Consider the following 26407-nt stretch of genomic DNA (forward strand, 5'->3'; position numbering starts at 1 on the left):
TTGTGGTTTGGATTGGAGTCAGCTGAGCGTAAGTATTCGGCAAAGGCAAACCAGCGTTAACAATAAAACTATTCTGATGAACGTACGACATTTACTTGTTGCATTTATTCTCACGGGCGCATTTTTCTTCGCTAACGCGCAAAATTATGATCTCAATGATCTTCGCCAGGCCCCGCCAAAAAACAGCCTACCCGTTAGAACTCCCCAAATGGGCATTCATGATGTAGAAGTACAGAACCCTAGTTTAGATTTAAAGGTTAACTATTGGCGGAATTGGACAAATTTCGCCATAAACGCGAACCAAGCTTCCTTTAGTGATAGCTGGAACAGTGGTGGTGTAAACTCTATCTCTTTAGGTGCCCTTTTTAATACGAAATGGGATTACACCAAAGAAGGTAAAAACTTTGTATCTGAATTAGACTTAAGGTATGGAAAGATTAAGAATGAAAATCAACTTGCGCGTAAGAATCAAGACCGCATCTGGTGGGATAACAAGTACTCCATTAAATTTTCTCAGAAATGGGCATTATTTGCAGCCTTGACCTTTGAAACACAATTTGATGCAGGTTGGCAGTATACGAACATTGATGGTGTAGACACCAAATCCAGAAAGATATCCAATTTCATGGCTCCAGGTTATCTTACACCCGCAGTCGGTCTTGAATATAAACCGGATCAGTTTAGTTCTATCCGTTTTGGTCCAGCGACCCGTATGACCTTTATTTTAGATGACCGAGTTCAATCGGTAAGGGAAGAAGATACTACTCGTTTCGGTGTAGAAATCCCTGGAAAATTCAAGAATGATGTGAGCTTTCAACTATTAGCTGGTACTGATCGAGATTTAACAAAATGGTTGCATTTAAAAACCACCTACGAATTTTTAGCTAATTTTGAAGAGCTTAGCACTTCAAGGCATCGCCTAGACGCCATCTTAGGGGTACGCGTCTCGAGGGTAATAAGCCTGTTGTTCAATGCGACCTTATTGTATGATCCTAATCAAATAGAGGAACTGCAACGCTCTCAAAGTATAGGTATTGGTTTGAATTATAAATTTCCGAGATAACCTATGCTGAAACATATTTGCTCATACGGATACATGGTCTTAATGCTATTTTTTCTAAGCGCCTGCGCTTCAAAAAAGAAATTTGCAGAGACTAATAAAATATATGAAAAGCAGGTAGAACAATTGGCTGAAGTAATTAAGCAACCTTTGCCGACTCCGCAGCACATGGCTTCTGCCGGATTGCCGTCTCCGGGAGTAGAAGGCCAGCGAAAAGATTTTGAGTGGGTAGGCACCGTTAATTTCAATATGCGCAAACCCAATTTTGTTATTTTACATCATACAGCTCAAGACAGTATTCAGCAAACCTTACGGACGTTTACGCTAGAACGTACACAAGTAAGTGCTCATTATATCATTGATAAAGAAGGTAAAGTTTATCAATTGCTCAACGATTACTTACGAGCTTGGCATGCGGGTAATGGAAGGTGGGGATCCGTTACGGATATGAATTCCGCATCTATAGGTGTCGAAATGGACAACAACGGTGTTGAACCTTACACTGAGCCACAGATAAACAATTTGCTCGTATTACTGGATACCCTCAAAGCTAATTATAAGATTCCTTCAGAAAACTTCATTGGCCATGGTGATATCGCTCCGGGACGCAAAGTAGATCCCGGCATCAATTTTCCATGGAAACGCTTAGCAGAAAAAGGGTTTGGTTTGTGGTATGACGACGTACTGCAAGCACCCCCCACCACTTTCAACCCGCTAGATGGTTTGCGTATTCTAGGCTATGATACCCGAAATGCTTCAGCCGCAATCTTAGCTTTTAAGAGACATTTTATACCTGAGGAAACCACTGAAGAGTGGACTCCTTTTGCACTTAGCGTGCTTTACAATCTTTATATCAAGAAAACAACCTTATAAAAAAGGAGTCATCTCTTACCAGATGGCTCCTTTTTTATAAGGATCCAATTAATTACTTAAGCTTCTTTCTGTGATTCTTTCGCCCATGTGTCGCGTAAGCCAACAGTGCGATTAAACACCAATCGATCAGGTGTCGACCGTGTATCGAGCGTAAAATAACCCTTACGAATAAATTGATACCCTTTCCCCGGTACGGCATTTAATAAATCAGGTTCAATATAGACCTTTTCTAAAATCTCAAGACTATCCGGATTAATAGATTCTTTAAAATCACCGGTTGTGGCTAAGGGGTTTTCAGCCTTAAATAAACGATCGTAAAGTCTTACCTCCGCTGTTTTCGCATGTGGTACACTTACCCAGTGAATTGTTCCTTTCACTTTTAGGCCACTTGTGTCCTCTCCACTTTTTGAGTTTGGAATATAGCTACAATGGATTTCTGTGACATTACCGTCTCCATCTTTTACGAAACTATCACATGTAACGATATAAGCATGCTTTAAACGAACACTTAATCCAGGGCCTAAACGGAAGAATTTCTTAGGTGCATTTTCCATAAAATCCTCGCGTTCAATCCATAGTTCACGACTAAAAGGAATCACTCTTTCCCCCTCACCACCTTCCACCTCCGGATTGTTTTCTCCATGTAACAGTTCTTCTTTTTCCTCCGGATAGTTTGTTATAATCAGTTTTACCGGATCCAGCACCGCCATTCTACGCCAAGCCGTTTTGTTTAAATCTTCGCGGATGCAAAATTCCAACAGGCTTACGTCAATTACGTTTTCCCGCTTTGCCACCCCAATTCGCTCGCAAAAATTACGGATACTTGCAGGCGTATATCCTCGTCTTCTTAATCCGCTGATGGTAGGCATTCGAGGATCATCCCATCCTTCCACATGCTTTTCGTTTACCAGTTGCAGTAATCGGCGTTTGCTCATGACGGTATAAGTCATATTCAATCGTGCAAACTCATATTGTTTAGATGGGAAGATACCAATATGCTCGATTAACCAATCATATAAAGCCCGATGTGGTATAAATTCCAGCGTACAAACAGAATGTGTGATCCGCTCAATCGAATCACTTTGTCCATGCGCGAAATCATACATCGGGTAAATACACCAAGCATCCCCCGTACGGTGGTGATGCGCGTGTTTTATACGATAGAGTAAAGGATCGCGCATATGCATGTTTGGATTGGCCAGGTCGATTTTCGCCCTCAACACTTTACTTCCATCGGGATATTTTCCATCCTTCATTTCTGCGAATAAACGAAGGTTTTCCTCCACCGTCCGGTCTCTATAGGGAGTCGGCTTACCTGGTTCGGTAGGTGTCCCTTTACTTGCAGCGATCTCTTCCGGTGTACTATCGTCGACATAGGCTAAACCCTTTTCTATCAAGCTCACGGCATATCCGTATAGCGTATCGAAATAGTCCGATGTATACAGCTCCTCGGCCCATTGGAAACCAAGCCATTTGATATCATTTTTAATACTTTCCACGTATTCAATGTCTTCCGTAACCGGATTGGTATCATCAAAACGCAGATTAGTTTTACCATTATATTTTTGTGCCAAACCAAAATTTAAACAAATCGACTTCGCGTGACCGATATGTAAATAACCGTTTGGTTCCGGCGGGAATCGCGTCAGCACCCTACCGTCATTTTTCCCATTTTTTATATCTTCCTCAATAATTTCCTCCAGGAAATTCAATGATTTCTCTTCGTTCATAAGGCACAAACTTAGCTAAAATTCTCTGATGAAAAAGTATGCTGAAAAAATTTAATGCTTTCTATTCTCTACATTAAAAACAAGAAAGGCCGTCCTCTTCGGACAGCCTTCATACGATTTATATTATTACTATCCTAGATAACTTTAACATTTACCGCATTTAAGCCTTTCTTTCCCTGTTCAACCTCGTAAGATACGTGGTCGTTTTCACGGATAGAATCGATAAGGCCAGATGAATGAACGAAGATATCGCCTCCACCAGCATTTGGAACGATGAAACCGAAACCTTTCGTTTCATTAAAGAATTTTACTACTCCTTCTTGCATTGTATTGTATTGAATTTATTAATAATTAGAGCAAAGGTAAGGATATTAATCTAAGATTTTCTTAATAAAATATTTATTTATAAAATCTTAACAAAAAATTAGCCTATTCTATTCCCTTTTTGTGCGCTGGCAGGTCTGAATCGGCGTTTTTTCCGATTTTTATTTGTTGACGCTTTTTCTGATTTGTTCTGTAACGGTCGTTTCGGGAGAGGTACAGCCACAAACTTATCAGTCGCAGGAAAAGGATGCTCATTGATCACGGGAATGGCCTGATTTGTTAAATTGTTTATACTTTGCAAATAGGGCCGTTCCTCCAGATCGCAAAATGAAAGAGCTTTACCGCTCGCACCCGCCCTACCGGTACGGCCAATACGATGCACGTAAGTTTCAGGCTCGTTTGGGAGATCAAAGTTGATCACAAATTTAAGTTCTTCAACATCGATTCCACGAGCTGCGATATCCGTCGCAATAAGTACTTTTAGCTGGCCGCTCTTAAAAGCTTGAAGTGCATTTTGTCGGGCATTCTGCGATTTATTTCCATGAATAGCTGCTGCTTGAACACCTTGTTTCGCCAAGAACTTTACCAAACGGTCTGCACCATGCTTCGTCCGCGTAAACACCAGCACATGATCACGCACTTCACTCTTTAAAAGGTGTAAAAGCAACTTCGGCTTATTTGCCTTATCAACAGCGTATACTACTTGAGTCACTTTTTCGGCTGTTGAAGAAACCGGTGTTACCTCTACACGTACCGGGTTCTTTAAAAGCGTATTCGCGAGTTTCGTAATTTCGGGCGGCATGGTTGCTGAAAAGAAAAGCGTCTGTCGCTTTATTGGCAAAAGAGCAACAACTTTTTTAATATCATGAATGAATCCCATATCCAACATTCGATCCGCCTCGTCTAGCACGAAGTGAGAAACAGCCCGAAGGGTAAGCACCCGCTGTCCAACCAAATCCAAAAGACGTCCGGGAGTCGCTACCAATATATCGATTCCTTTTTTTAATCCTGAAATCTGCGTATTAATATTAACCCCTCCATAAACGACTTGATGTTTTAAGGGTAGCAGTTGGCCATACGTAGCGATACTCTCGTTAATTTGGATAGCCAATTCCCGCGTGGGGGCCAACACCAAAGCTTTCACTGCTTTCTCTTTATTAGGCAGGCTGTTCAGTTGCTGCAAAATAGGCAGAATAAAAGCCGCAGATTTGCCCGTACCTGTTTGGGCGCAACCGAGTAAATCTCTTCCTGAAAGTACAACGGGAATCGCTTGGGACTGTATGGGTGTGGGGGTTTCGTACCCCTCCTTATGTATTGCCTTCAATAAAGGATCAATAAGCTTCAGTTCTTTAAATGACAATATATCAGTGTATTAGTTGTAATAAAAACCATTATCCGTTCTAGGATATGCATTGTTGCAAAGATACGATTTAACTTCCATAAAGCTTCAATGAAAACAGATAGTTGCTTTATGACCGTATTTATATAGCTGATTTCAGGGATCTTCTCACCTTATTTTGGAGCTATGAAAGGTTTTATGGTATGTTTGTCTCGACATCGGTAATTACTATAAAACACCCATATGAAAACAATTAAACTTGCTATTCTTTCTGCACTAACAATCATGTGCATTCATGCTCAGGCACAATTTAAATTAAATACAAAAAGTATCAAGGCAGCGACTACAGCAGCAAAGGCAATTACCTTATCAGACGATGAGGTAATAGGTTATGCAAAGGAGTACATGGTTTGGATGGACGAAAATAACCCCGTTGCACCGGAGGATCATGAATTAGCCCAACGCCTAGCCAAACTAACGAAAGATTTAACTAACCACGATGATTTAAGCCTGAACTTCAAAGTATATTTAGTTCGTGACATCAACGCATTTGCCTGTGCCGATGGCAGTGTACGCGTATGTGCAGGTCTAATGGAAGTGATGGATGATAACGAAGTATTAGGCGTTATCGGCCATGAAATTGGTCACGTAAAAAACAAAGACTCGAAAGATGCTTTCCGTACTGCTCTATTAAGCTCTGCCTTAAAAGACGGTGTGGGATCACAGGGAGGCACAGCCGGAGCACTTAGTGACTCTAAGTTAGGAGAATTGGGTACTGCTGTTGCTAATTCGTCTTTCTCCCGTTCGCAAGAAAGTGCCGCGGATATCTACGGTTATGAACTACTAAAAGCGCAAAAGGTCAACCCGTGGTATATGGCCACCGCTTTTGAGAGTCTGGCTAAACAAAGTGAAGGCACTGAAAAAGCGTCCACCATGCAGCGCTTGATGTCTTCCCATCCAGATACAGAAAAACGCATTAAAGTAATGTCTGAAAAAGCGACTAAAGAAGGCTTTGAAAAACCGGTTAAGTAAAACGAAAAGAGGGAGCTTGAAACTCCCTCTTTTCGTTTTACTTTTGTCCGTATTTATACTCAAATCGCTCAAACAATTGTTTATGCAAATTATCTAAATTAATATCTCTTCCCCCAATGAACGCCTTTTCCAACTGATTTCCTTTCATATCAAGAGCGTCTCCTACGGAGAGAAATAGATTCGCATCCTTCCCAAGTTCTAAACTACCCGTTGTTTGATCAATTCCCAAAATTTTCGCGGTGTTTAAGGTAATAGTAGCCAGTGCTTTTTCTTTATCCAAACCAAATGCAGCCGCGGTACCGGCCATAAAAGGCAAGTTACGTTGTTGCCAAAAACCATCCATCCCGTAAGCGACCAGAAGTCCTGCATCTGATAAGAGTTTCGCTTGCTTATAGGGTAAATTAACATCATCATCTTCATTCGCAGGAAGCGAATGCGCCTGATGTATGATGATCGCAATATCATTTTCTTTCAAAAAAGCACTGACAAGATGAGCTTCCGCTCCTCCTACTAATACCGGCTTCAATCCATAATCTTTGAAAAATTGTACCGCTGCAATGATATCGTTCTTTTTATCAACATGAACCATGAGCTTTCTTGAACCGTCAAAGACCTTTCGAAAAGCTTCTAACCGCCCATTGAACACGTCTGGTTTATCTACGGCGCAATAAGCGCTTGCATCGGTTAATAAATCCGCCAAGGTAGTGCGTTCCTTTCGGATCCGTTCCTTTTGCTCCTCTTCATTGGTTGCACCAAAACGTGCATAGCGAATACTGGGCCAATTAATATGGATCGCATCGTCCTTTTTATAAGCAGCGTCTTCCCAATTCCATGCATCGAGTTGCACTATGGACGACTGACCAGTAACCAATCCTCCTTCGGGCGTCACTTGCGCCAATAATATACCGTTAGTGCGCAAGGTATTAATCACCTTAGAATCGGTGTTATAGGCAATCAGCGCACGCACGTGCGCGTTATTTCCCCCTACTTCTGTATTATCAACTGTCGCTCTCACCGCTTCGATTTCCACTAAGCCCAAATTGGTAACAGGCGCAATAAATCCAGGATAAAGATGTTTTCCATGGGCATCAATGGTCTCCGTGGCATTAGGTGCTCCGGACCCATCGCCCACATAAGTGATTTTTCCCTTATCAAAGACTAAGGTACCGTTTGTTATTACCTGTCCATTGCCTATGTGAATAGTGGCTCCTTTTATGCTAATGGCTGAAGTTTGCGCCTTTGCCGGATAAACGGTTGGCTGCGCCTGAGCCCAAACTCCGGCCAGCAGGAATAAACTTAGGCTGTATATGTATTTAAAAGTGAACTGCATCGTCATTGTATTAGTTATGGTTGACATCCTCGTTAATATCTCCTGAAAGCGTTTCGCAATGATAAATAATGGTTGGCTTTTCGACTGCTTTTTGTGTTGCATTCCCTTTATCCTTTTCTTCCAACGATTTAGCAATCAATCTAGCTTTCTCTTTTTGTTGAAAATCTCGAATCTTCTCATCTTCCTCTACATCCCAATATTTTACACCATCTACAAAGGTCTTCTCGGCACGGGCATAAATACTTAAAGGATTACCACTCCATATCACCACATCTGCATCTTTGCCGGCTTTCAAACTACCCACCTTATTATCAATGTGCAGCATTTTTGCTGGATTGAGGGTTACTAATTTCCATGCCTCTTCTTCTGTCAAGCCACCATACTTGATTACTTTTGCAGCTTCCTGATTTAAGCGACGAGCCATCTCAGCGTCATCCGAATTAATGGCCGTTACCACACCCTGCTTTTCCATTAAATAAGCATTATAGGGTATTGCCTCCTGTACCTCCATTTTATAGGCCCACCAGTCTGCAAAAGTAGCTCCTGCAATACTTCTTGCGGCCATACGATCCGCTAACTTATAGCCTTCTAAGATATGCGTAAAGGTATTTACCTTGAAACCAAGGCTATCAGCCAAATGCATGAGCATATTGATTTCAGACTGCACATAGGAATGGCAGGTGATAAAACGCTTATTGTCTAATATCTCCACCAAAGCATCCAATTCGAGATCACGACGCGCATTGCTGCCTTTCATCGCTATTTTTGCCTTATATTCCTTCGCTCTTGTAAAAGCATCTACATACACCTGCTCCACACCCATTCGTGTTTGCGGGAAACGCACCCGTGCAATATCTCCCCAATTGCTTTGTTTTACGTTTTCGCCAAGGGCAAATTTTATGAAGCCATCGCTCCCTTCGAATTTAAGCTCCTCAGGTGATTTACCCCAACGCAACTTAATTAATTGAGATTGCCCGCCAATTGCGTTAGCTGAGCCGTGCAATATATGCGAGGACGTTACCCCGCCTGCCAATTGTCGATAGATATTAACATCTTCCGAATTTATAATATCACCAATACGCACTTCAGCAGTAACTGATTGCGTTCCCTCGTTTATGCCTCTAGAAATAGCGATATGTGAATGCTCGTCTATGATACCTGCCGTAATGTGCTTGCCGGTAGCATCAATGAGCGTTGCGCCGGAGGCATTGAGATTTTTACCGACCGCTTTGATTTTTCCACCGGCAATTAATACATCTGCTCCTTCCAATATGCCTTCTTTTTCATTAGTCCATACGGTCGCATTTTTTAACAATACATCGGCAGCAGCAAGAGGTTGCTCATGACCATAGGCTGCAAAAGGATAAATTACCTTGCCTAATTCAAGGGGCTTGTCCGCTCGCTTCGTTTCGGTCTTTTCCGTGTAGGCCCCCGTATAAGAAGCTGACCAAGGAATAGTACCACCATCCTCACGATTAATTTCACCTTTTAATTGAAGTGGTTTTACTGTTGCAATATAGGCGCTAATCCGGTAGCTTTTCTTTACCCCTTTCGGATTAAAGCTCAGACTTAACAAATCACCATCTACTACCAAATTCGCTTTGATTTTTGTCGTATCGTTCGGCTTGCTAATGTAAGCTTCATACTTTCCCTGCTTCCCGCCTATCAGCAGTTTTATTGCACCGAAATCATCCACATTGCTTGCGTACTCTCCTCTCAGATCTTTATTACTGCTATGGTTAGCGATAAATTTTTCTCCTTCAATCCAATTTTCATAGATGATATTCCCTTCTTTGAACAAACTATCCGAAGTAATAATAAAACTAGCCAGTTTTCCTTTCTCCAAGGTTCCTAAGCGATCACCCGCTCCCAACAATCTAGCAGGAGTCTCCGTCAATGCACGTAGAGCGGCATCTTCACTTAATCCATATTTAATGGCTTTGCGTAAATTGGGCCAAAAGTCCCGGACGTTATCTAAATCGCTAGCTGTTAAGGCAAAAGGAATGGATGCCTTTTCCAAAGCGGCGGGATTGCCTGGAGCAAGCTCCCAGTGCTTCAACTGCGCAAGCGACAATTTATTAGCCTCGTAGGGGTCTGCTACATCATATGTTTTCGGAAAGTTAAGCGGAACGATAAGACTTGCCCCTGTAGCCTTCACTTCTTGAATACGTTGATAGTCATTTCCTCCCGTTTTGATAATATAGGATTTCCCAAATTCTTTGGCTATTTTATCAGCCCTTAAAACATCCAATACATCGTTCACTTCAAAAAATTGTGGTAGCGACTGCCACTTATTAAACGCTTCTAAGGAAATGTTGTATTCTTTCTTCTGTTGCTGATACCATTTCGCATCGTAATATGTTTGACGCAAAAGGGCAATGCTTCCCATTAAAGAAGAAGGGTAAGACGTTTTTGCAGAGCCTTTATCGAAAGAATACTGAGCAGCGGCGTCGGGAATGATGACAAGCTCATTATCTTTATTGGTGTTCAGTGCAATCAATGCACTACTTCCCCGCGCAATTCCGTCTTTTACTATCGTGTGTACCGCTCCGAAGCCAATTTTCTTAAGTTGTTCTGCTTTCTTTTCATCCTGTGCAAAAACATCGATCGCCCGAGTCTCCGGCCGTATTGCCTCGTTCCAGGCGTATGGGCCGTTCTTTGTAGAAGTGAGTACCTGGGCAGCCCTCCCAAAAGCGCGTGATTCCTTGTTTTCAGGTACGCCGTAGGTAGTAAAAGGATCAATCAGAGATGGATAGATAAACTTGCCTTGCAAATCAATCGTTATGTAACCTGCGGGCACTTCCTGTCCCGCTCCTACGGATTCGATCAGTCGATCGTTCACCAGTAGCGTCGCATTTTTCAGACTCTGCCCAGCTTTTGTGATAATATGAGCATTTATAAACGCGTACTTTTTCGGTCGCTTATCGTGCGAGCCGTTAACAGGAAAAGTTTCCTGGCTTTTCAGGAAGTAAAAGCTAAATAAAAAGAGGCAAAAGGGTAAGATTTTTCGCATAATGCACATCTAATTAAAGAATAAAAAGTTCAAGTTGTCAAAAAAGAGAATCCATTTTGCGGATTTTTTTGTTGTTGACGATAAAAACCAAGCGTTCGCCAAGTTTTTCACTAAAATACCCTTTTTAATTAAAAAAAATTTGTTTTGGCCTTCTCTCATAAGAATGTTACCTTTTTTACATTATAAGTTATACCTTCGTTCAAAAACATTGGCATGGGAAATCCAATAATACAAGCGCTTCATCATGTGGCTATTATCTGTTCCGATTATCAACGATCCAAGCAATTTTATACTACCGTACTTGGGTTTGAGGTCCTTAACGAAACTTATCGAGATGAACGGGAATCTTACAAACTAGACTTGGCCTTAAATGGTCAATACGTCATTGAATTATTTTCCTTTCCTGAGCCTCCGAGACGGGTGAGCAAGCCTGAAGCTTGCGGTTTAAGACATTTAGCCTTTGCTGTTGACAATCTAGAGAAGGCAATCGATCATCTAACGATGCATCAGGTACAAACCGAACCGATTCGGGTAGATGAACTAACCGGAAAACGCTTTACTTTTTTTGCGGATCCCGACGACTTGCCTTTGGAGTTCTACGAAATTGACCATTAATTGTCATTCCATTGAAATAAAGTAAAAGATGATCAAACACCTAATTTAGTATGATTGTTATCAACTCATATCTTATCTAAACGAAGTAGCTTTGATAAAGCTCGGGTTCTTGATTAATTTTATTCATATGACAGCATTTATACAGGAGATTAAACGTGAGGTCAAAAATTGGTGGCTTTTCACTGTTATTGGCATCTTGTTATTGATTGCCGGTTTTTATACAATATCGAATCCGCTGGCGAGCTATTTAGGCTTATCGGTTTTCTTTGGTGGTCTTATTTTTGTTAATGGTATTATGGAGCTTTCCTTTACATTCGGGAATCGACACCGTTTGCATCATTGGGGTTGGACACTGTCTGCAGGCATTCTGGACGTTGTACTGGGCTTCGTTTTATTATTATATCCGAGTTTATCGATGAGCGTTCTACCTTTCATAGTGGGTTTTTATATACTCTTATTAGGAGCTTCACTTTGCAGCTACGCCTTTCAACTGAAGAACTTAGACGTAAAGGGCTGGGGATGGATCTTGGCCGGAGGTATCTTAACGGTATTATTCGGCCTAAGTATGATTTTCAATCCAGTGATCGGTATTGCGACTATTGTTGGGTGGACGGCCTTTGCTTTTATCGTTGCCGGCGTGGTAAATATCATTTTTTCTATGCAGCTCAAGAAAATCAGGGATCATATGAATCCCTAACAAAATGAACTATAAATATCTTAATGAACTCTAATAAACTTTTATCATGGCACTCGTAAAAACTGCTAAAATTGACATTGGCATCTCTGAAGATAATCGCCAAGCGGTAGCAAACAAATTGAATCATTTATTAGCTGATGAATTTGTATTGTATACCAAGACTCGAAAATTCCACTGGAATGTAAAGGGCATCCACTTCCACGACCTCCACTTATTCTTTGAATCGCAATATAAAGAACTTGCGGAAATGATGGATGAAGTGGCAGAGCGTATCCGTAAATTGGGTCATTATTCATTGGGAACCTTACAACAATTCCTTAATGAAACCAATCTTTTGGAGCATACAGATGATGGATCATCTGCTGAAGTAATGATTGAAGCGCTTTTAGAAGACCATGAAACCATCATACGAGAGATTCGCACATCGATTGATCCTATTCAAGATAAGCATAAAGATGCCGGAACGGCAGATTTCCTGACAGGCTTGATGGAGCAGCACGAATCAATGGCTTGGATGCTGCGTTCTATGGTTCAATAATAAAAAAATGGGGCGGGGCGTTATAAGCCTCCGCCCAACTTACCATCCCTCTTCGTGTAAGCGTAACCTGCTTTTTAACAGCTTAATTTCTGTTTGCATACTTCTAATCTTTCCAATTAAATGGCGCATGGCGTCAATACCTTCGACATTAATGTGTAAATCGTAATGCCATTGCCTAAATCGTTCCAACGCCTCAAGGTCTTCTTCATGAATATACCATTCATCTGCTTGCAAAGTGAGCTTTATTAACCCTTCTTCATAAAGCGAACGAATAAAACCTTCGTCCACCGTGCTCTGTGCACAATATTCCTTGACCAAAATGAATGTGGTTCCCATTTGTCTAATTATTTAGTCGTTAAATTGGCTAGCTGCTGAAATAGCGTTTTTTGTTCTTCACTCAATCCGGTTGGTATGTTGACTTGATAGGTTATAATTAGATCGCCAAATTGACCTTCTTTTTTATATACGGGAAAGCCCTTCCCCTTTAGACGCACTTTGGTACCATTCTGGGTTTCCGGTTTAACTTTTAATTTAACTTTTGATCCCAGTGTATCGACCATAACCTCTCCTCCCAAAACGGCTGTGTATAAATCAATTTCCTGCGTCAAATACAGATCGTCCTTTAATCGCTTAAACACTGGGTCATTTCCAATAACGAAAGTGATGTAGAGATCGCCCGCCGGCCCGTTGTTTACACCGGGTCCACCCTGACCCTTCAAACGAATTTCCTGTCCATTTTCCACACCCGCAGGGATGGTGATGCGCAGCTTCTTCCCATTTATTGTTAAGGTTCGTTTATGCGTTTCTGCAGCATCCCTCAAGCTGAGATGTAATTCCGCGCGGTAATCCTGCCCTTTAAATTGGCTTCGGCTCCTTCTTCCTCCACCGAACATGGAGGCGAAAAAATCTGAAAAACCGCCTGAAGAAAAATCGCCTTCCGATCCGTCAAAACCGCTTTCGAATGGATTTTGATTGCCAAAAGGATTTCCACGTGCATAGTAATCGCCTCCAGGTTGTGACTGTCTCGCCTGCTCATAAGCTTCCGCTTGCTTCCAATCTTTCCCATATTGATCGTACTTCTTCCGCTTGTCAGGATCACTTAGTACCTCATTGGCCTCATTTAATTCCTGAAATCGTTTATGCGCTTCTTTATCATCCGGATTTAAGTCGGGGTGCAACTTTCTGGCAAGTTTACGGTATGCTTTTTTAATATCATCTTGAGATGCATTCTTATCAACGCCCAATATTTTATAGTAATCAATATATTCCATAATTAAACCTTCAACCTAGATACAGCTGTGTGTCCCTTTTTGTTTGGGACTTTCATATATTCCTATTTTCCTTTTAAATTGAAATGAATCGTGGTTTTAAAAGAAAGTTTATTTTATACATCCCACTTACTGCGCCCATTAGCAAGGTGGATAACCTTGACTTTATTCACTTGCATTTATTTTCAAAAGCGTTCATAGGAGCTCGAAGGCAAACTTCTCGGTTTCGTTCTTTTTGCCAAGAAAAAGAACATATATTAAAAAGAGTAACTCAAGGAAACCTTTCTTTAATACTAACATCGTAATATCGCTTAAAAAGAAATTCCATAACGCAAAGCACGGGCAGTAATCCCAACGAAAATTATTAAGTTTGCACACATGTCGCTTTATGTTACCTCGATCAATTCCGGAAGTAATGGCAATTGTTACTATGTTGGCAATGGAAGAGAAGCTGTTCTAATAGACGCCGGCATTTCATGCCGCGAGATTGAGCGACGAATGACCCGTTTAGGTTTATCCATTCCATCTATCAAAGCGATTTTTATATCCCATGAACATAGTGATCATATAAAGGGCTTGTGCAGGTTAAGTTTAAAATACCGCATACCAGTCTATATCAATCAGCGGACATTAACAGCAACCGGCTTTTTTATTGCTCCCGAGCTGCTCCACCTATTTCATGCATCCGATCCTATTCAAATTGGCGATTTTCAAATCACTCCCTTTGCCAAGTATCATGATGCGGCTGACCCTTATAGCTTTGTGGTAGAAGGAGGAAGCATTCGGATCGGCGTTTTTACGGATATAGGAAGGGTGTGCGAACGTGTACAGCATCATTTCAGCCAGTGTCATGCGGTTTTTTTAGAAGCCAATTACGACGACGATCTATTAGATCGCGGGCGTTATCCGTATTTTTTGAAAAACAGAATTCGCGGGGGGTATGGTCATTTGTCCAATAAGCAAGCTTTAGAGCTCTTTCTAAACCACAGAACGGACAATTTGAGTCATCTTTTTTTATCTCATTTATCCAAAGATAATAATTGTCCGAATTTAGTTACCGAGCTTTTCTCAACCCATGCCAATGGCGTAAAAATTGTGGTTGCTTCGCGATACGAAGAAAGTCCTATTTTTGAAGTAAAAAGATGGTCACAGCCGGCAGATCTTATTCCCGAAATTCCGCTTTTTCCCAAGACTCTTTTTTAAAAAAATGTAATAGCAGAAAGAATGTACCGACGGCAAGGCTAGCAAGTGCCCACACCAACCACTCATAATTAACAGCTAAATAATGCCCAAAGCCGATCGCGCTGATTAATCCTATCAAAAGCAGATTGGCAATAAAGCGCCCTTCTGTCTTTTTTATCGGTTGACTAAAAGGATAGCCTGTTACGGTAAACAGACAAATTAAAATGGCCGCTACTCCGCCTACAGCCGTAGATAAAAGGAGGTCATTTATTACCGGCAGACCAATAAAGGCTAGTCCCAGCACGGAAAAAACAATCATAAAAGGCATATAAAATTTAACAAACGCAGCTTTCAATACACCGGACATCAAAAGGCCCGGTTGTTGAATAGGAGCCACAAAATAAATCCAGGCAGCTTTATATTTTTCGCTTTGTGTGATAAATTGGAATACGGTTAATAAAGTAAATAAAGAAAAGTAAAAAATGAAGAGATAAGTATGTTGCGCGAGGATATTCTTCCATTTTTCTGTCCACGTTCCTTCTGCGTTTCCTCGGTTACGTACAAAAAACATGAAAAAAAAATACACCGGGACATAAGCCAACGAAGGGTACACTTTAGTTTTAAATTCACGTGTGCGTCCCGTTACATTCCAAACTAATCTAAAACCGGCATTTTCCAATGGGCTACCGGTTAATATATTCGCTAATTTATCGCTAAGCGTTTGCCTACGGGTGGCAGCTGTTTCGACCTTAACCGAGTCGTCGCTTGTCTGCAAAGCGCTCAACGTAGCGTTCAATCCGGTAGAGAAGTTTTTGCTCATTATCCACAAAGCCACCAACGGCGATAAGAAAGCCGCTAGGGACAGTGCAATGGTAAGTAATGACGTATCTCCCCTTCCGAGTTCTTGTAGTCCGCTGATCCAAGCACTTGGTGTAAGCCATAACCAGGGCACCGCTGCAAAGTCAAGCTGCTGAACCATGGCACTTTCCAGCACATTTGGCATCGTGTAGTACAACATAAAGATCAGCACCGAAAATACAATTTGTAAATACGCTACAATGTCTTTAAAGCGCTGCACCGAGACGAATTTCATGGCAATCAGGTAAAACAAGTTTACCAGTAATACACAAAGTACGGTTGCTATTGCCGCTTGAAAAATAAAAATAACACCGGCAAATCCTCCTCGACTAATTATTGTAAAAATAAGTCCCGGGAGCGCTAAACCAACCGCTTGTTTAGCTATACTGATTCCGATGTGCAGGATGCGTGTTAAGGCAAACGTTCGATCATCAACGGGACGTGGCAATATGATAAAATTATCTCTACTGTCTAACAGGATGACGGAAAAGTCAGCGATCAAGCTGAGGCATAACATTGCCATAAACACACCGAAGTAGATCGTAAAAGACAGATAAGGTTGGTTGACGGAAAAAAGGAAAAGCAGCAATACGCAACCCATCACTGCTAGCAGTAAAAAATTAAGCCAGGAGCTGTAGTTGTTTTCCTTTTTCGATCTGTTTCCAAATGCCGTTAGCGGTCTTCGGTCATCCATCAGTAATTTGACACGTAATATAACCTCCATCTGAGCGGTATTTACCCCGATTTTACGATATAGAGGACTAAAAAGTAAAGCCAGTTGGACAATGAAATTATTCATGGATATAATATTTTGCGATCATTCTCGCTATTCGAAGGCAGACATGATACTAGAAGCACTTCCTGAAGTTTCCGCATGGCCGGTGAGCTTAGCAAAAATATGTTCGAGGGAATCGCCATGCTCAGCTTTCAATTGCTCGAAAGTACCATTTGCCACAATACTGCCTTGATTAATCAATAGAATACGGTCTGAAACCTTTTCAACAATGTCCATCATATGCGAACAATAAAATATCGTTTTGCCTTCCTTTGCCAATAGAGAGATCAGCTCTTTAACAACAATTACTGCATTTGCATCTAAGCCAGACAAAGGCTCATCTAAAATGAGAATTTTTGGATTATGAATAATTCCGGAAGTCAATAACACTTTTTGCCTCATACCTTTCGAAAAGGTATCCATTCGCTTATTAAGTGATTCACTCAGGCCAAAAGCAGTAAGCAACTTAGTTGCTCTGGCTGCAATGAGCGAAGTTTCCATGTCATATAGCTTACCCACGAAATCCAGATATTCCAAAGGGGTTAACACATCGTATAGCTCAGCATTCTCCGGAACATATCCTATAATGGATTTAATTGGAAGTGCATTCTCTTTTAAGTTGATGCCATCAACAGTGATATGACCCTCGAAATCACTTATTAATCCGGTAAGGATCTTAACGGTTGTTGATTTACCGGCACCATTTGGGCCGATATAGCCAATCACTTCACCGGGATATATTTCAAGATCAATCCCTTTCAAAACCTGTTTATCATCATAACTTTTATGAAGATTTTCAATGCGTATGATAGGTTCATCTTGGTTCATTCTTATCTTTCTTGATTAATGTAAAGCAAGATAAGAAATTCTTTATATTTTGTGAACTTTGAAAATAAGACGCGGAGCAACTGCTATTAAAAATGAAGGGCTTTTACTTTTAACCGTGCGTACTAGCTTTAGCTTTGTATATAGCCAGTGTATTGGGAAAAACGGCTTCGGAGGAAACCGATGGAACGAGCAGCAAAGCAAATGGTTTCCCTAGCATAAAGCTATAAGCCATCTCCATATTTGAAAAAGCTGTTAATGGTTATCGGTAATTTACCGGTGGCTTTTAATTGCCCGCTTAATAACTTTGCCGCTGCTTTTTGAAAGGTTCCGTCATTTTGATAGGCTACCACCAAACCACCGGCGTGCTCCAAGCCGGGGAAGGAAGCAATAGTATAGGGGTTTGCAAAGACGTTAAATAGCACATTATGACTAGCAAGTTCGCTAATTAACATGTTAAGCTCTTGGCTATAGTTTAATTTACTTTGCGGACGCAAACGTGTGTCATGAAGTGCTACAATCACCTGTTTATAGTTCTTCAGCTCATTAGCTACCTTTGACACTTCTGCGCCAGTAGCCTTAGCAGATAAGATGAAATTTAAGCTATTATCAAAATGTCCACCAAGTATTTGCTGAAATGTAGTTAAACTATCGACGCCAATACTAACCAGCGCCGTCTTTTCTGCAAGATCTAACTGCTTAATGAGTGTATCCCCTTTCAACAGTGTAATAGCAGCATCCGCTAATTGTTGATTTAACTGCTTGGCAGAATCATTATTAAGATCCTGGTATAAATGTTCTGTGATGACCGCTTGCCGTTGATTCAGACCCATCCAGTATTTAGCTGCTAGTATTTTTTTTACACGCGCGTTGATATCATCCCAAGATAATCTCTTTTTACGGATCGCTTTTCTTACTTTTTTGATTGCTCGTTTACTGTTTTCTGACAATTCAAGCACGTCATTTCCGGCAATAATCGCCCTTACATCAGCCTCACCATCCGGGAAGTACTTTACAACGCCTTTCATATCCATCGCATCGGTAAAAGTGAGTCCTTTGAAGCCCATACGCTCTTTCAGCATACCGGTAATTACATTTTTTGAAAGTGACGAAGGCAGATGCGCGGTTGTATCCAAGGCGGGGATATTCATATGGGCCACCATTACCCCAGGGGCCCCCTGTTTGATCAATTCTTTAAAAGGGTACATTTCCAGTGAATCCAGGCGAGTTATCGTAAAATTCAAACTAGGCAAGTCATAATGAGAATCCACATCAGTATCACCATGGCCTGGAAAATGCTTTAAAGTAGTCATTAAACCGCCATCCATCATCCCCTTCATATAGGCACCCCCTTTTCGCACCACATTCATTTTATTCTCGCCGAAAGACCGGTAGTTGATTACCGGATTATTCGGATTATTGTTTACATCCACATCGGGAGCGAAATTTACATTTAAGCCAATTCGTTTAAAATTTTTGGCAATCTCCTGCCCCATCTGATAGATTAATCGTTCGTCCTGTACGGCTCCCAAAGCCATCTGATAAGGAAAGGAGATGGTCGAATCCATCAAGCGCATGCCCAATCCCCATTCTCCATCCAGCGCCATTAACAACGGAACTTTTGCAAGTTTTTGATACCTATTTATAAGGTTAGCATGCCTAACAGGGCCGCCCTGAAAAAGCACCACTCCTCCTAACTTTTGCTTTTTTATCACTTTGGCTACTGAATCGCTATACGCATTACCTAAATTTGTATGCGCACGCACCATGAACATTTGCGCAATACGATCTTTTTTGCTCAACCTGTTAAAAACTGAGTCCACCCATGTATGTTCTTGATTAATGAAATCTATAAAGTTTGAAGACGATTGAGCAGAAACTATCTGCGATGCGGTCAAAACGATGAGGAGTATTAGGCTGGCTTTTCTTAACATAATGAAACAATGAAATCAAACTTAGTTATAATTGCCGTTTTATGCAAAAATTTCAATAAAAAAAGATAATAAAAGCAGAATATCGCCCTATAATGCTTTTAAGCAAAATGAAAACCGCAAAAAAACGCATTTTAAAAATTACAATCCATCTCCGTATTTGAAAAAAGTACTGACAGTTACGGGCAATCTACCAGTCGGCCTTAAGCTTTTCAATATGACTTTTGCTCCTGCCCGTTGCAGTTCATCACTATTTTGGTAACCTAGAACCAAACTTTTACAAGCCTCAATACCCGGCATGCCCGCTAATGCATAGGGATTGGTGAAGACACAAAAGATGCTATTCATGTTAGCTAATTCATTAATAAACAAACGGACTGTGCCACTGAAGTTAATTTTACTTTGCGGCGATCGGCGCGTATCATGCAAGGCGACGATCACCTGATTATATCGCAACAGTTCGACAGACACTTTTGCGATATCATTAGGTTTCGCGTCGGGTGAGATGACAAATTTCAGCGCATTATCAAATTTACCTTCCAATTCTTTTTGAAAAGTAGTCAATTCTCGAGCTCCTATGCTAATGATAGCGGTACGTTTGCCATAATCAATGTTCCGTATAAGGCTATCGCCTTTCAGTAATGTGACGGCTGCGTCAGCCAGTTCCTGATTCAGCTTTTTTGACGCTGACCGGTTTAGTTCGCGATACAAGCCATCCAGCATTACCGGTTCCCTTTTATCCAGTCCGAGCCAGAGTTTAGCCGCCAAAATTCTTTTTACTTTTGCATCTAAGCTTGCTTGGCTAATCCGTTTATCTTTAATGGCTTTAGCGATCATAGCAATGGCTCTTTTGCTATTTTGAGATAATTCCAATATATCATTCCCGGCAATAACGGCACGTACATCTGCTTCTCCATTTTTAAAATATTTAACCACGCCATTCATATCCATGGCATCCGTAAATACCAAACCCTTAAAGCCAAGTTCCTTCTTGAGTAATCCGTCAATTACAGCAGGCGACAGTGATGACGGCAAATTAGGCGTTTTATCTAGGGCGGGGATATTCATATGGGCAACCATCACACCCGAGGCTCCTTCACGTATCAATTGCTTAAATGGAAACAACTCCAGCGAATCCAGCCGACCTCTACTGAATGCCAATTGAGGAAGATCTTTGTGTGAGTCGACATCGGTATCCCCATGCCCGGGAAAATGCTTTAAGGTAGTCAATATATGTTCATCCATCATTCCCCGCATGTATGCGCTTGCTTTCCGCGTTACATTACCTTTATTTTCTCCAAAAGAGCGGAAATTAATGACAGGATTTCTCGGGTTATTGTTTATATCAACTACCGGTGCAAAGTTTACATTCAAGCCAAGTCGTCTGAAGTCTTTTGCAATTTCACGTCCCATATTATAGAGAAGCTTCTCATTTCTAATAGCTCCTAAGGTCATTTGATAAGGATAAGAAATGGTGGAATCTGCCAGACGCATTCCCAACCCCCACTCACCATCGAGGGCTATCAGCAGTGGAACTTTTGAGATGGATTGATACGTATTAATAGCCTTTGCATGTCCAAGGGGGCCACCTTGAAAGAACACTACACCGCCTAATTTCTCACTAGCAATTATTTTCGCTACAGAATCTATATACCTTTGTCCTAAGTTAGTATGCGCTCTTACCATAAAGAGCTGTGCAATCTTTTCGTTCTGGTTTAAACTATTAAAAGTAGAATCCACCCATCGATGAGGGGAATTGATAAAGGTGGTAAAATCTGCAGGCTGCTGAGCAAAAGATTGCCAAACAGATATAAGAAACAGATATGTGAATAAATACTTTTTAACCATGAGTATTATCTACCTCAAAGATAATACCCATGGTTTAACTTTCTCGAAAATATTTTGGCTAAACTTTATTTCGCAAACGATCTCTATCTATAAAATCATGCTTATCTCTCCATAACACTAATACAAGCGCGCACAGGATAGCAATACTTACCCAAACGGCAGCATAGGGATTAAGCACATCCTTCGCCAGATCTCTGAACAGTAAGGCCATCAGAATAACGGGCATCTGAAGAATACAAGCAATACGAACATAACTCCCTGTAAACAATGCTATCGCACCAAAAATATGGGCTACGATGATTGTATGTACGAGCACACTCATCAGAATAGCAACAGGTACCGAACTATTCATCATGATATCCGTAAACACATGTATATTAGCAATGAATTCAATTCCCTTCCAAAGAATAACCAATGAAAGTACAATTCTGGTTATTTCCAACCAAAGTGGGTGATGCCTTTCACCCTTGTGGGAGACGTGATGGGTAAGCATAGCATTCAGTTTTAAGTGTTTATATTAAGTTAGCTTTAATGTAATATTAAAGTTACGTTTTTTTTATAAGAATAACAAATGAAAAGCGAAGAGGTTTTTAGAGCAGGGAATAGGGAGCAGGGAATAGGGAGCAGGGAGTAGTTAATGGGGAGTTGGGAATAGTTAATAGGGAGCAGGGAGTAGTTAATAGGGAGCAGGGAGTAGTTAATGGGGAGTTGGGAGTAAGAAAAAAGCAAACTTAATATGGCTGTCTGCAGATAGCTGTTAATTAAGCGTTTTTATTTAGCAATCAATAATTTCTGTAGTTCTTTTTGTGTGATTTTAAAAATTGTACCATGCCGGATTCCATTTGGCATATTAATCCTGTCAGACACGTCTTTCCAATTTTCCAGATCGGTAGATGCGATGGCTCCATAGCGATGTTCGGTATACTTATCGAAATACAACAGCCAAGTAGCGCCTACTTTTGTAAGTGTCGGGCCTTCCGCCCAATAATTCCCTGTGATGGGCTTACTTGCTTTTGAATAGGGGCCTTGCAGCTGATCAGCATAGGCTATCTTTATATTCTTTTCGACAGGTTCTTTCGTCTCATCTTTCAAGAACATGATCCATTTATCGTTTATTTTAGCGATCGTTGCATCGATCACATTAAAACCGGGATCATATAGTAAGCGTGTATCACTGTATGTTTTAAAGTCTTTCGTGTATATACAATACATTCTATGATTATAGGCATTTTCTGCCTCGATTTGCGTTTCGGGAAATTTTCCCGGAATAGTTGTTGCCCAATAGATCATGTAGTTTTTCGAGTTGGGATCGTAAGTTATTTCTGGCGCCCAACAATTCCTCGCCCCTTCTTCCCTCCGCATAACCGGTATATATTGCTGCTCTGACCAATTGATCAGATCTTTCGAAGAAGCATAGCCGATTCCTTTGTCTGTCCAACTGACTGTCCAAACCATATGAAACAGTCCATCACCACCTCGAATAATACAAGGATCACGCATCAGCTTGTCCTTGCTTAATTTTGGTTGTAAAAAAGACTCATCATTCTTTAAAGCATCCCAGTTATAGCCATCCTTGCTATAAGCTAAATGAAGTCCATCTTCTCCATTGCCCTTGAAATAGGCAAATATATAAATCTCTTCTTCTCTATTCCCTGCAAGCACATGCAAGCCATTGAACAGAATCAGTGATAAAGTTATAATCCTGAACAAATTATTATAAAGTAACATAGACAAAATTTAAGGTTTCCATTCCAGTACGTTAACCATCTGTGGAGGAAAATCCGTCTGGCCCTCCAGATCTGCTTGTTCAACTTTTTGCAAATAGAGATTGACGATTTTCTTCTTTTTCCAAAGTTCTGTATCAAGTGTTGGTTCCCACGCCCCCATATCCTCGTTAAATAGATCGATAATCTCCCAGTGGTTATTCTGATCGTTCGTTACTTTGAGAAGTGACACTTTTCCTTTCCGTTCTTCATCCCTAAAAATCATATAAAATACCGATCTACCACCATATCGGCTCGCCAAAATTTGCGGTCGCGAAACAGGGATACGTTTAGTTCCAACACCACTCAAAGTAAAATTCGTCTTCCTAAAGGGCAATATCTTCACGTTCCATGAATCGTTTTGCAAATAAATCAGGTGATATTGCGGCACATCTTGAGCCGACTCTTTCCAGTAGGTGGCAATTACCGGATTTCCTATATCGTCCGTGGTCATGGATGTCTGATTAATCAACTCGCTATTAGGTGGAATACGCGCCGCCACTTCTGCATTACCCGCTGTTATTGGGAGTGTGTAACGCTCACCATTGCTTTTTTCCCAGGTGTGTCCACCATCTCTCGAACGTGCATAACACATATTGTGATTGGTTGACACGTCCGCACTACTCCTCCAAACCCAGGATAAATGAATGACGCCTTCCTTATCCACTGTAGTCTGGATATAAGCGTTTCGTTGTCCTTCACCATTAATCAAATTATCATGTAGCGTTGTCCATTTCTGTTGTTTACAATCGTAAAGGTTCACAATCAGATTTCCTTTGCCGGATTCCCCGTTTCTATAAGTAAAAAGCAAATTGCCATTGGCCAGTTTGTAAAATTCAGGATAGGCAACGCGACTTTCCTGACTGCCTGTCATCTCCATTTTTGGTCCTAATTTTAACGACTCCGGCTTTGTGCTGCGACAATAGTTTAACGGATTATTATGATGATCCCAAGAAACATGCAAATAACCCGTACCATCTACCATTATACTGATCACGTTGTGAGCATCCTTTACATTCCCGGAATAGCTAGTGGTTATTAGTGACCAATTTTCAGAACCAAGCCTCCTTTTGCCCAACACCACTTGTCCTTCTTCATCATAGAAGGCGATATATTGATGCTTTTTATAGGTCACCAATGAATTCTTCCTAAAAATAATCGCATTAATTGAGTTTTTTGACCACGCCTTTGCCACGGGATAGATTGTAGTAAATGGCTTTACTTGTGCCTGCACATTAGTATTTGTAAAGACACTGCCTAGTATACTTAGTAGTATAAGTTGAAAAGCATGTATCCATAAGAAACGCATGCTCAATAATATCAAGGATGGAAAGGATCGCTGTTTAACTTGTCGGACCGAAAGCAGTAAGCACGCATGCCAAATCGATAGGCAAACAGGACGAAAAGGTATCATTACCATTATTTCACATTAACTAGTTGATTCATTTCACCCCTTCTATCCCATGAAGACTTGGCTTAACCGGTAAAATCCGCCCCTCACTGTCAAAAGACATTTTATCAATACATACTTCTCGATGGTAACCGGCTGCTTCTCCCATTTTGATCCCATCGGGCCTGCTAAAGCGATGATAAACCATATACCACTCATCTTTACCCGGAATCTGCAATACGGAATTGTGTCCAGTGCCATAGATGCCCTGCGATGGATCCTTTGCCAGTACTAAATTGTTTTCCGGAATTTCTATGGGTCCGAGTGGTGATTTTGCGGTACCGTATCGTACGCGATAATTTTCGCTTCTCGTATCATCTTCCGACCAAAGAAAATAATAAAGTCCCTTCCTATAAAAGACATACGTTCCTTCACGGAAAGTTTTGTCGGGTGTTATGACCTTTACCGTACTTTCCTTAATCGAAACCATATCTTTATTCAACTCTGCTACAGCCATATATCCATTGCCCCAATATAAATAGCTCTTACCCGATTTTGGATCTGTAAACACATCGGGATCAATCTCTTGTCCACGGTTTATTCCCTTTGGTTTAGAAGCAATTAAAGGTTTTCCAATGTCCCTAAAGGGACCTGTCGGTTCATTAGCTACCGCGACACCGATTTTTTGTGCGCCGGAGTAATAATAAAAATACTTGTATTTACCATCTATCTTCTTTTCTTCAATAGCCGGGGCCCAAGCGTTGCGGCCGGCCCAAGGCACGTTCTTTTTTAAGTCGAGGATAACCCCTTCGTCCTTCCAATCGACCAAGTTGTCGGACGAGAATGTTTTAAAGGAATAACCGCCCCAATGATCAAATCCGTCACTAGTAGGGTACAAATAATACTTTTTCGTTTTCTGAGCGTATAGTATTTCCGGATCGGCATAATAACCCTCCAACACCGGGTTTTGACGAAGCGATTCAAGGTCGATACCAGGATTTCCCCATTTATTTGTGAGACGTTTCAACTCTGTTCTCGTTATTGGCATCACCGTTCCATGCCGCGGGTGGAAATTCATTGACACTTCATTATCAATAACTGAGAAATGTTCCAGATCGGTGCTCTTTGTAAATTGATACCTGCCCTTTCCATATACGTCATACATCAATACATAAGTATCCGTTCCGATTAACTTAAATACGCAGGAGCCTTCCACCGCATCTGTAGTTTGTTGTTTATAATCTACCGATTCTTCCCAGTTACCATCCGTAAGCGAAGCAGCTTTCGCTACTTTGATGCCATTACCATGTCCTTCCGTCTTATAAAATAAGTAATAGGTATTATCCTTCCGTACAATATCTCCATCTATACACGATTTCCCATTCGAAGGAAAAAACAATTGTTTCGGCTCGCCTTCCAGATCCGAGAAATCCGGATTGGCGTAGGCATAATAAATCTTGTCCGGTTCATCACCATATTTCATTGACCAATATACCATATACTTCGCGGCCTGTGGGTCGTAAATTGTTTGCGGAGCCCATACGCGCAACAACTTATCCTGATTAGCATATCTTTGCTGTATATTGACAACGTGCGAAGTCCAATTGATCAAGTCAGTAGACTTCAGCAACACCATCGCCCGATTGGAGTCCCATCCTTTTGCTGAGACCATATCTGTCAGTACCATATAAAAGGTTTTCCCATCCTCTCCACGAAGGATGTGAGGATCGCGCACTCCACCGGTTGAGCTGATCTTTTTGGAATCCAGTATTGGTAAGTCATTATTAAGCGCCTTATAATGGTAGCCGTCCAAGCTAACAGCAAATCGCACAGCCTCTTCCTCCATACGGTTTCCGGTAAAGTAAGTGAAAAGATAGGCGACATAATCTTTTTCAGCTATCGCCTTTGGCCCCTGTTGAGCAAAAAGCAGCTGCCTGCCAGCAGGTGCTAAAAGGATTAGTGAAATAATAATCAGTGTACGGAATGAGTTGGTTGATAACATGAACAACTAAATTG

At 41.1% G+C, this 26407-nt stretch carries 22 protein-coding genes; 7 read left to right on the plus strand and 15 right to left on the minus strand.

What is annotated here, in order from left to right:
• Positions 1-76: 76 nt before the first annotated feature.
• On the plus strand, positions 77-1063 hold the full coding sequence (locus FKG96_RS00625) for a DUF3078 domain-containing protein (RefSeq protein ID WP_130855112.1): 987 nt from the start codon (positions 77-79) through the stop codon (positions 1061-1063).
• A 42-nt stretch (positions 1064-1105) separates the two neighbouring features.
• Positions 1106-1933 (plus strand): N-acetylmuramoyl-L-alanine amidase, encoded by an 828-nt coding sequence (locus FKG96_RS00630; protein WP_246860232.1) that lies wholly within the window; start codon positions 1106-1108, stop codon positions 1931-1933.
• 56 nt (positions 1934-1989) lie between these two features.
• On the opposite strand, the gene FKG96_RS00635 is transcribed toward FKG96_RS00630, so the two are convergent.
• The 3 genes from FKG96_RS00635 to FKG96_RS00645 all read right to left on the minus strand — a co-directional run bounded on the left by FKG96_RS00635 (position 1990) and on the right by FKG96_RS00645 (position 5347).
• A complete protein-coding gene (locus FKG96_RS00635) occupies positions 1990-3663 on the minus strand; it encodes a glutamine--tRNA ligase/YqeY domain fusion protein (RefSeq protein WP_130855110.1) in 1674 nt (557 codons plus the stop codon).
• A 134-nt stretch (positions 3664-3797) separates the two neighbouring features.
• Complete coding sequence (locus tag FKG96_RS00640) at positions 3798-3989, minus strand: cold-shock protein (protein WP_013664078.1); 192 nt, start codon at positions 3987-3989, stop codon at positions 3798-3800.
• Positions 3990-4087: 98 nt separating this feature from the next.
• Positions 4088-5347, minus strand: a complete 1260-nt coding sequence (locus FKG96_RS00645) for a DEAD/DEAH box helicase (RefSeq protein ID WP_130855109.1) — start codon at positions 5345-5347, stop codon at positions 4088-4090.
• Positions 5348-5569: 222 nt separating this feature from the next.
• Between FKG96_RS00645 and FKG96_RS00650 the strand changes: the two genes are divergently transcribed.
• Positions 5570-6358, plus strand: coding sequence for a M48 family metallopeptidase (locus FKG96_RS00650; protein ID WP_130855108.1), 789 nt, complete (start codon positions 5570-5572; stop codon positions 6356-6358).
• 37 nt (positions 6359-6395) lie between these two features.
• Here FKG96_RS00650 and FKG96_RS00655 read toward each other — a convergent pair whose 3' ends face one another.
• Both FKG96_RS00655 and FKG96_RS00660 read right to left on the minus strand, forming a co-directional pair.
• Complete coding sequence (locus FKG96_RS00655) at positions 6396-7688, minus strand: amidohydrolase family protein (protein ID WP_242627133.1); 1293 nt, start codon at positions 7686-7688, stop codon at positions 6396-6398.
• A gap of 10 nt (positions 7689-7698) precedes the next feature.
• Complete coding sequence (locus FKG96_RS00660) at positions 7699-10701, minus strand: amidohydrolase family protein (protein WP_130855107.1); 3003 nt, start codon at positions 10699-10701, stop codon at positions 7699-7701.
• A gap of 213 nt (positions 10702-10914) precedes the next feature.
• Here FKG96_RS00660 and FKG96_RS00665 point away from each other — a divergent pair, with 213 nt between their 5' ends.
• The 3 genes from FKG96_RS00665 to FKG96_RS00675 all read left to right on the plus strand — a co-directional run bounded on the left by FKG96_RS00665 (position 10915) and on the right by FKG96_RS00675 (position 12551).
• A complete protein-coding gene (locus FKG96_RS00665) occupies positions 10915-11316 on the plus strand; it encodes a VOC family protein (protein ID WP_130855106.1) in 402 nt (133 codons plus the stop codon).
• A 127-nt stretch (positions 11317-11443) separates the two neighbouring features.
• The gene (locus FKG96_RS00670; protein WP_130855105.1) at positions 11444-12013 is read left to right on the plus strand and encodes an HdeD family acid-resistance protein; all 570 of its coding nucleotides are present in this window, start codon (positions 11444-11446) and stop codon (positions 12011-12013) included.
• 46 nt (positions 12014-12059) lie between these two features.
• Positions 12060-12551: a Dps family protein gene (locus tag FKG96_RS00675; RefSeq protein WP_013664086.1), complete on the plus strand. Its 492-nt coding sequence runs from the start codon at positions 12060-12062 to the stop codon at positions 12549-12551.
• A 39-nt stretch (positions 12552-12590) separates the two neighbouring features.
• Here the strand turns inward: FKG96_RS00675 and FKG96_RS00680 are convergent, their stop codons facing one another.
• Both FKG96_RS00680 and FKG96_RS00685 read right to left on the minus strand, forming a co-directional pair.
• Positions 12591-12887 carry a chaperone modulator CbpM gene (locus FKG96_RS00680; protein ID WP_013664087.1) on the minus strand — a complete coding sequence of 99 codons (297 nt, stop codon included), beginning with the start codon at positions 12885-12887 and terminating at the stop codon, positions 12591-12593.
• An 8-nt stretch (positions 12888-12895) separates the two neighbouring features.
• A complete protein-coding gene (locus tag FKG96_RS00685; protein WP_130855104.1) occupies positions 12896-13822 on the minus strand; it encodes a DnaJ C-terminal domain-containing protein in 927 nt (308 codons plus the stop codon).
• Between the two features lie 375 nt (positions 13823-14197).
• Between FKG96_RS00685 and FKG96_RS00690 the strand changes: the two genes are divergently transcribed.
• Entirely contained in the window at positions 14198-15022 is an 825-nt protein-coding gene (locus FKG96_RS00690) for an MBL fold metallo-hydrolase (protein WP_130855103.1), read from the plus strand.
• Here the strand turns inward: FKG96_RS00690 and FKG96_RS00695 are convergent.
• The 8 genes from FKG96_RS00695 to FKG96_RS00735 form a co-directional block, all read right to left on the minus strand.
• Positions 14982-16658 (minus strand): hypothetical protein, encoded by a 1677-nt coding sequence (locus FKG96_RS00695; protein WP_130855102.1) that lies wholly within the window; start codon positions 16656-16658, stop codon positions 14982-14984. The genes FKG96_RS00690 and FKG96_RS00695 overlap by 41 nt on opposite strands.
• A gap of 27 nt (positions 16659-16685) precedes the next feature.
• A complete protein-coding gene (locus tag FKG96_RS00700; RefSeq protein WP_013664092.1) occupies positions 16686-17462 on the minus strand; it encodes an ABC transporter ATP-binding protein in 777 nt (258 codons plus the stop codon).
• 221 nt (positions 17463-17683) lie between these two features.
• Complete coding sequence (locus tag FKG96_RS00705) at positions 17684-19393, minus strand: glycoside hydrolase family 3 protein (protein ID WP_130855101.1); 1710 nt, start codon at positions 19391-19393, stop codon at positions 17684-17686.
• 138 nt (positions 19394-19531) lie between these two features.
• Complete coding sequence (locus tag FKG96_RS00710; protein WP_130855100.1) at positions 19532-21238, minus strand: glycoside hydrolase family 3 protein; 1707 nt, start codon at positions 21236-21238, stop codon at positions 19532-19534.
• 58 nt (positions 21239-21296) lie between these two features.
• On the minus strand, positions 21297-21731 hold the full coding sequence (locus FKG96_RS00715) for a hypothetical protein (protein ID WP_013664096.1): 435 nt from the start codon (positions 21729-21731) through the stop codon (positions 21297-21299).
• 278 nt (positions 21732-22009) lie between these two features.
• Complete coding sequence (locus FKG96_RS00725; RefSeq protein WP_130855098.1) at positions 22010-22966, minus strand: glycoside hydrolase family 43 protein; 957 nt, start codon at positions 22964-22966, stop codon at positions 22010-22012.
• 9 nt (positions 22967-22975) lie between these two features.
• Positions 22976-24310: a BNR repeat-containing protein gene (locus FKG96_RS00730; RefSeq protein ID WP_242627132.1), complete on the minus strand. Its 1335-nt coding sequence runs from the start codon at positions 24308-24310 to the stop codon at positions 22976-22978.
• Between the two features lie 133 nt (positions 24311-24443).
• On the minus strand, positions 24444-26393 hold the full coding sequence (locus tag FKG96_RS00735) for a family 43 glycosylhydrolase (RefSeq protein WP_130855097.1): 1950 nt from the start codon (positions 26391-26393) through the stop codon (positions 24444-24446).
• Positions 26394-26407: the final 14 nt, after the last annotated feature.

Origin of the sequence: Olivibacter sp. LS-1, from assembly GCF_008245145.1 — a bacterium.
Classification (GTDB): domain Bacteria; phylum Bacteroidota; class Bacteroidia; order Sphingobacteriales; family Sphingobacteriaceae; genus Olivibacter; species Olivibacter oleidegradans.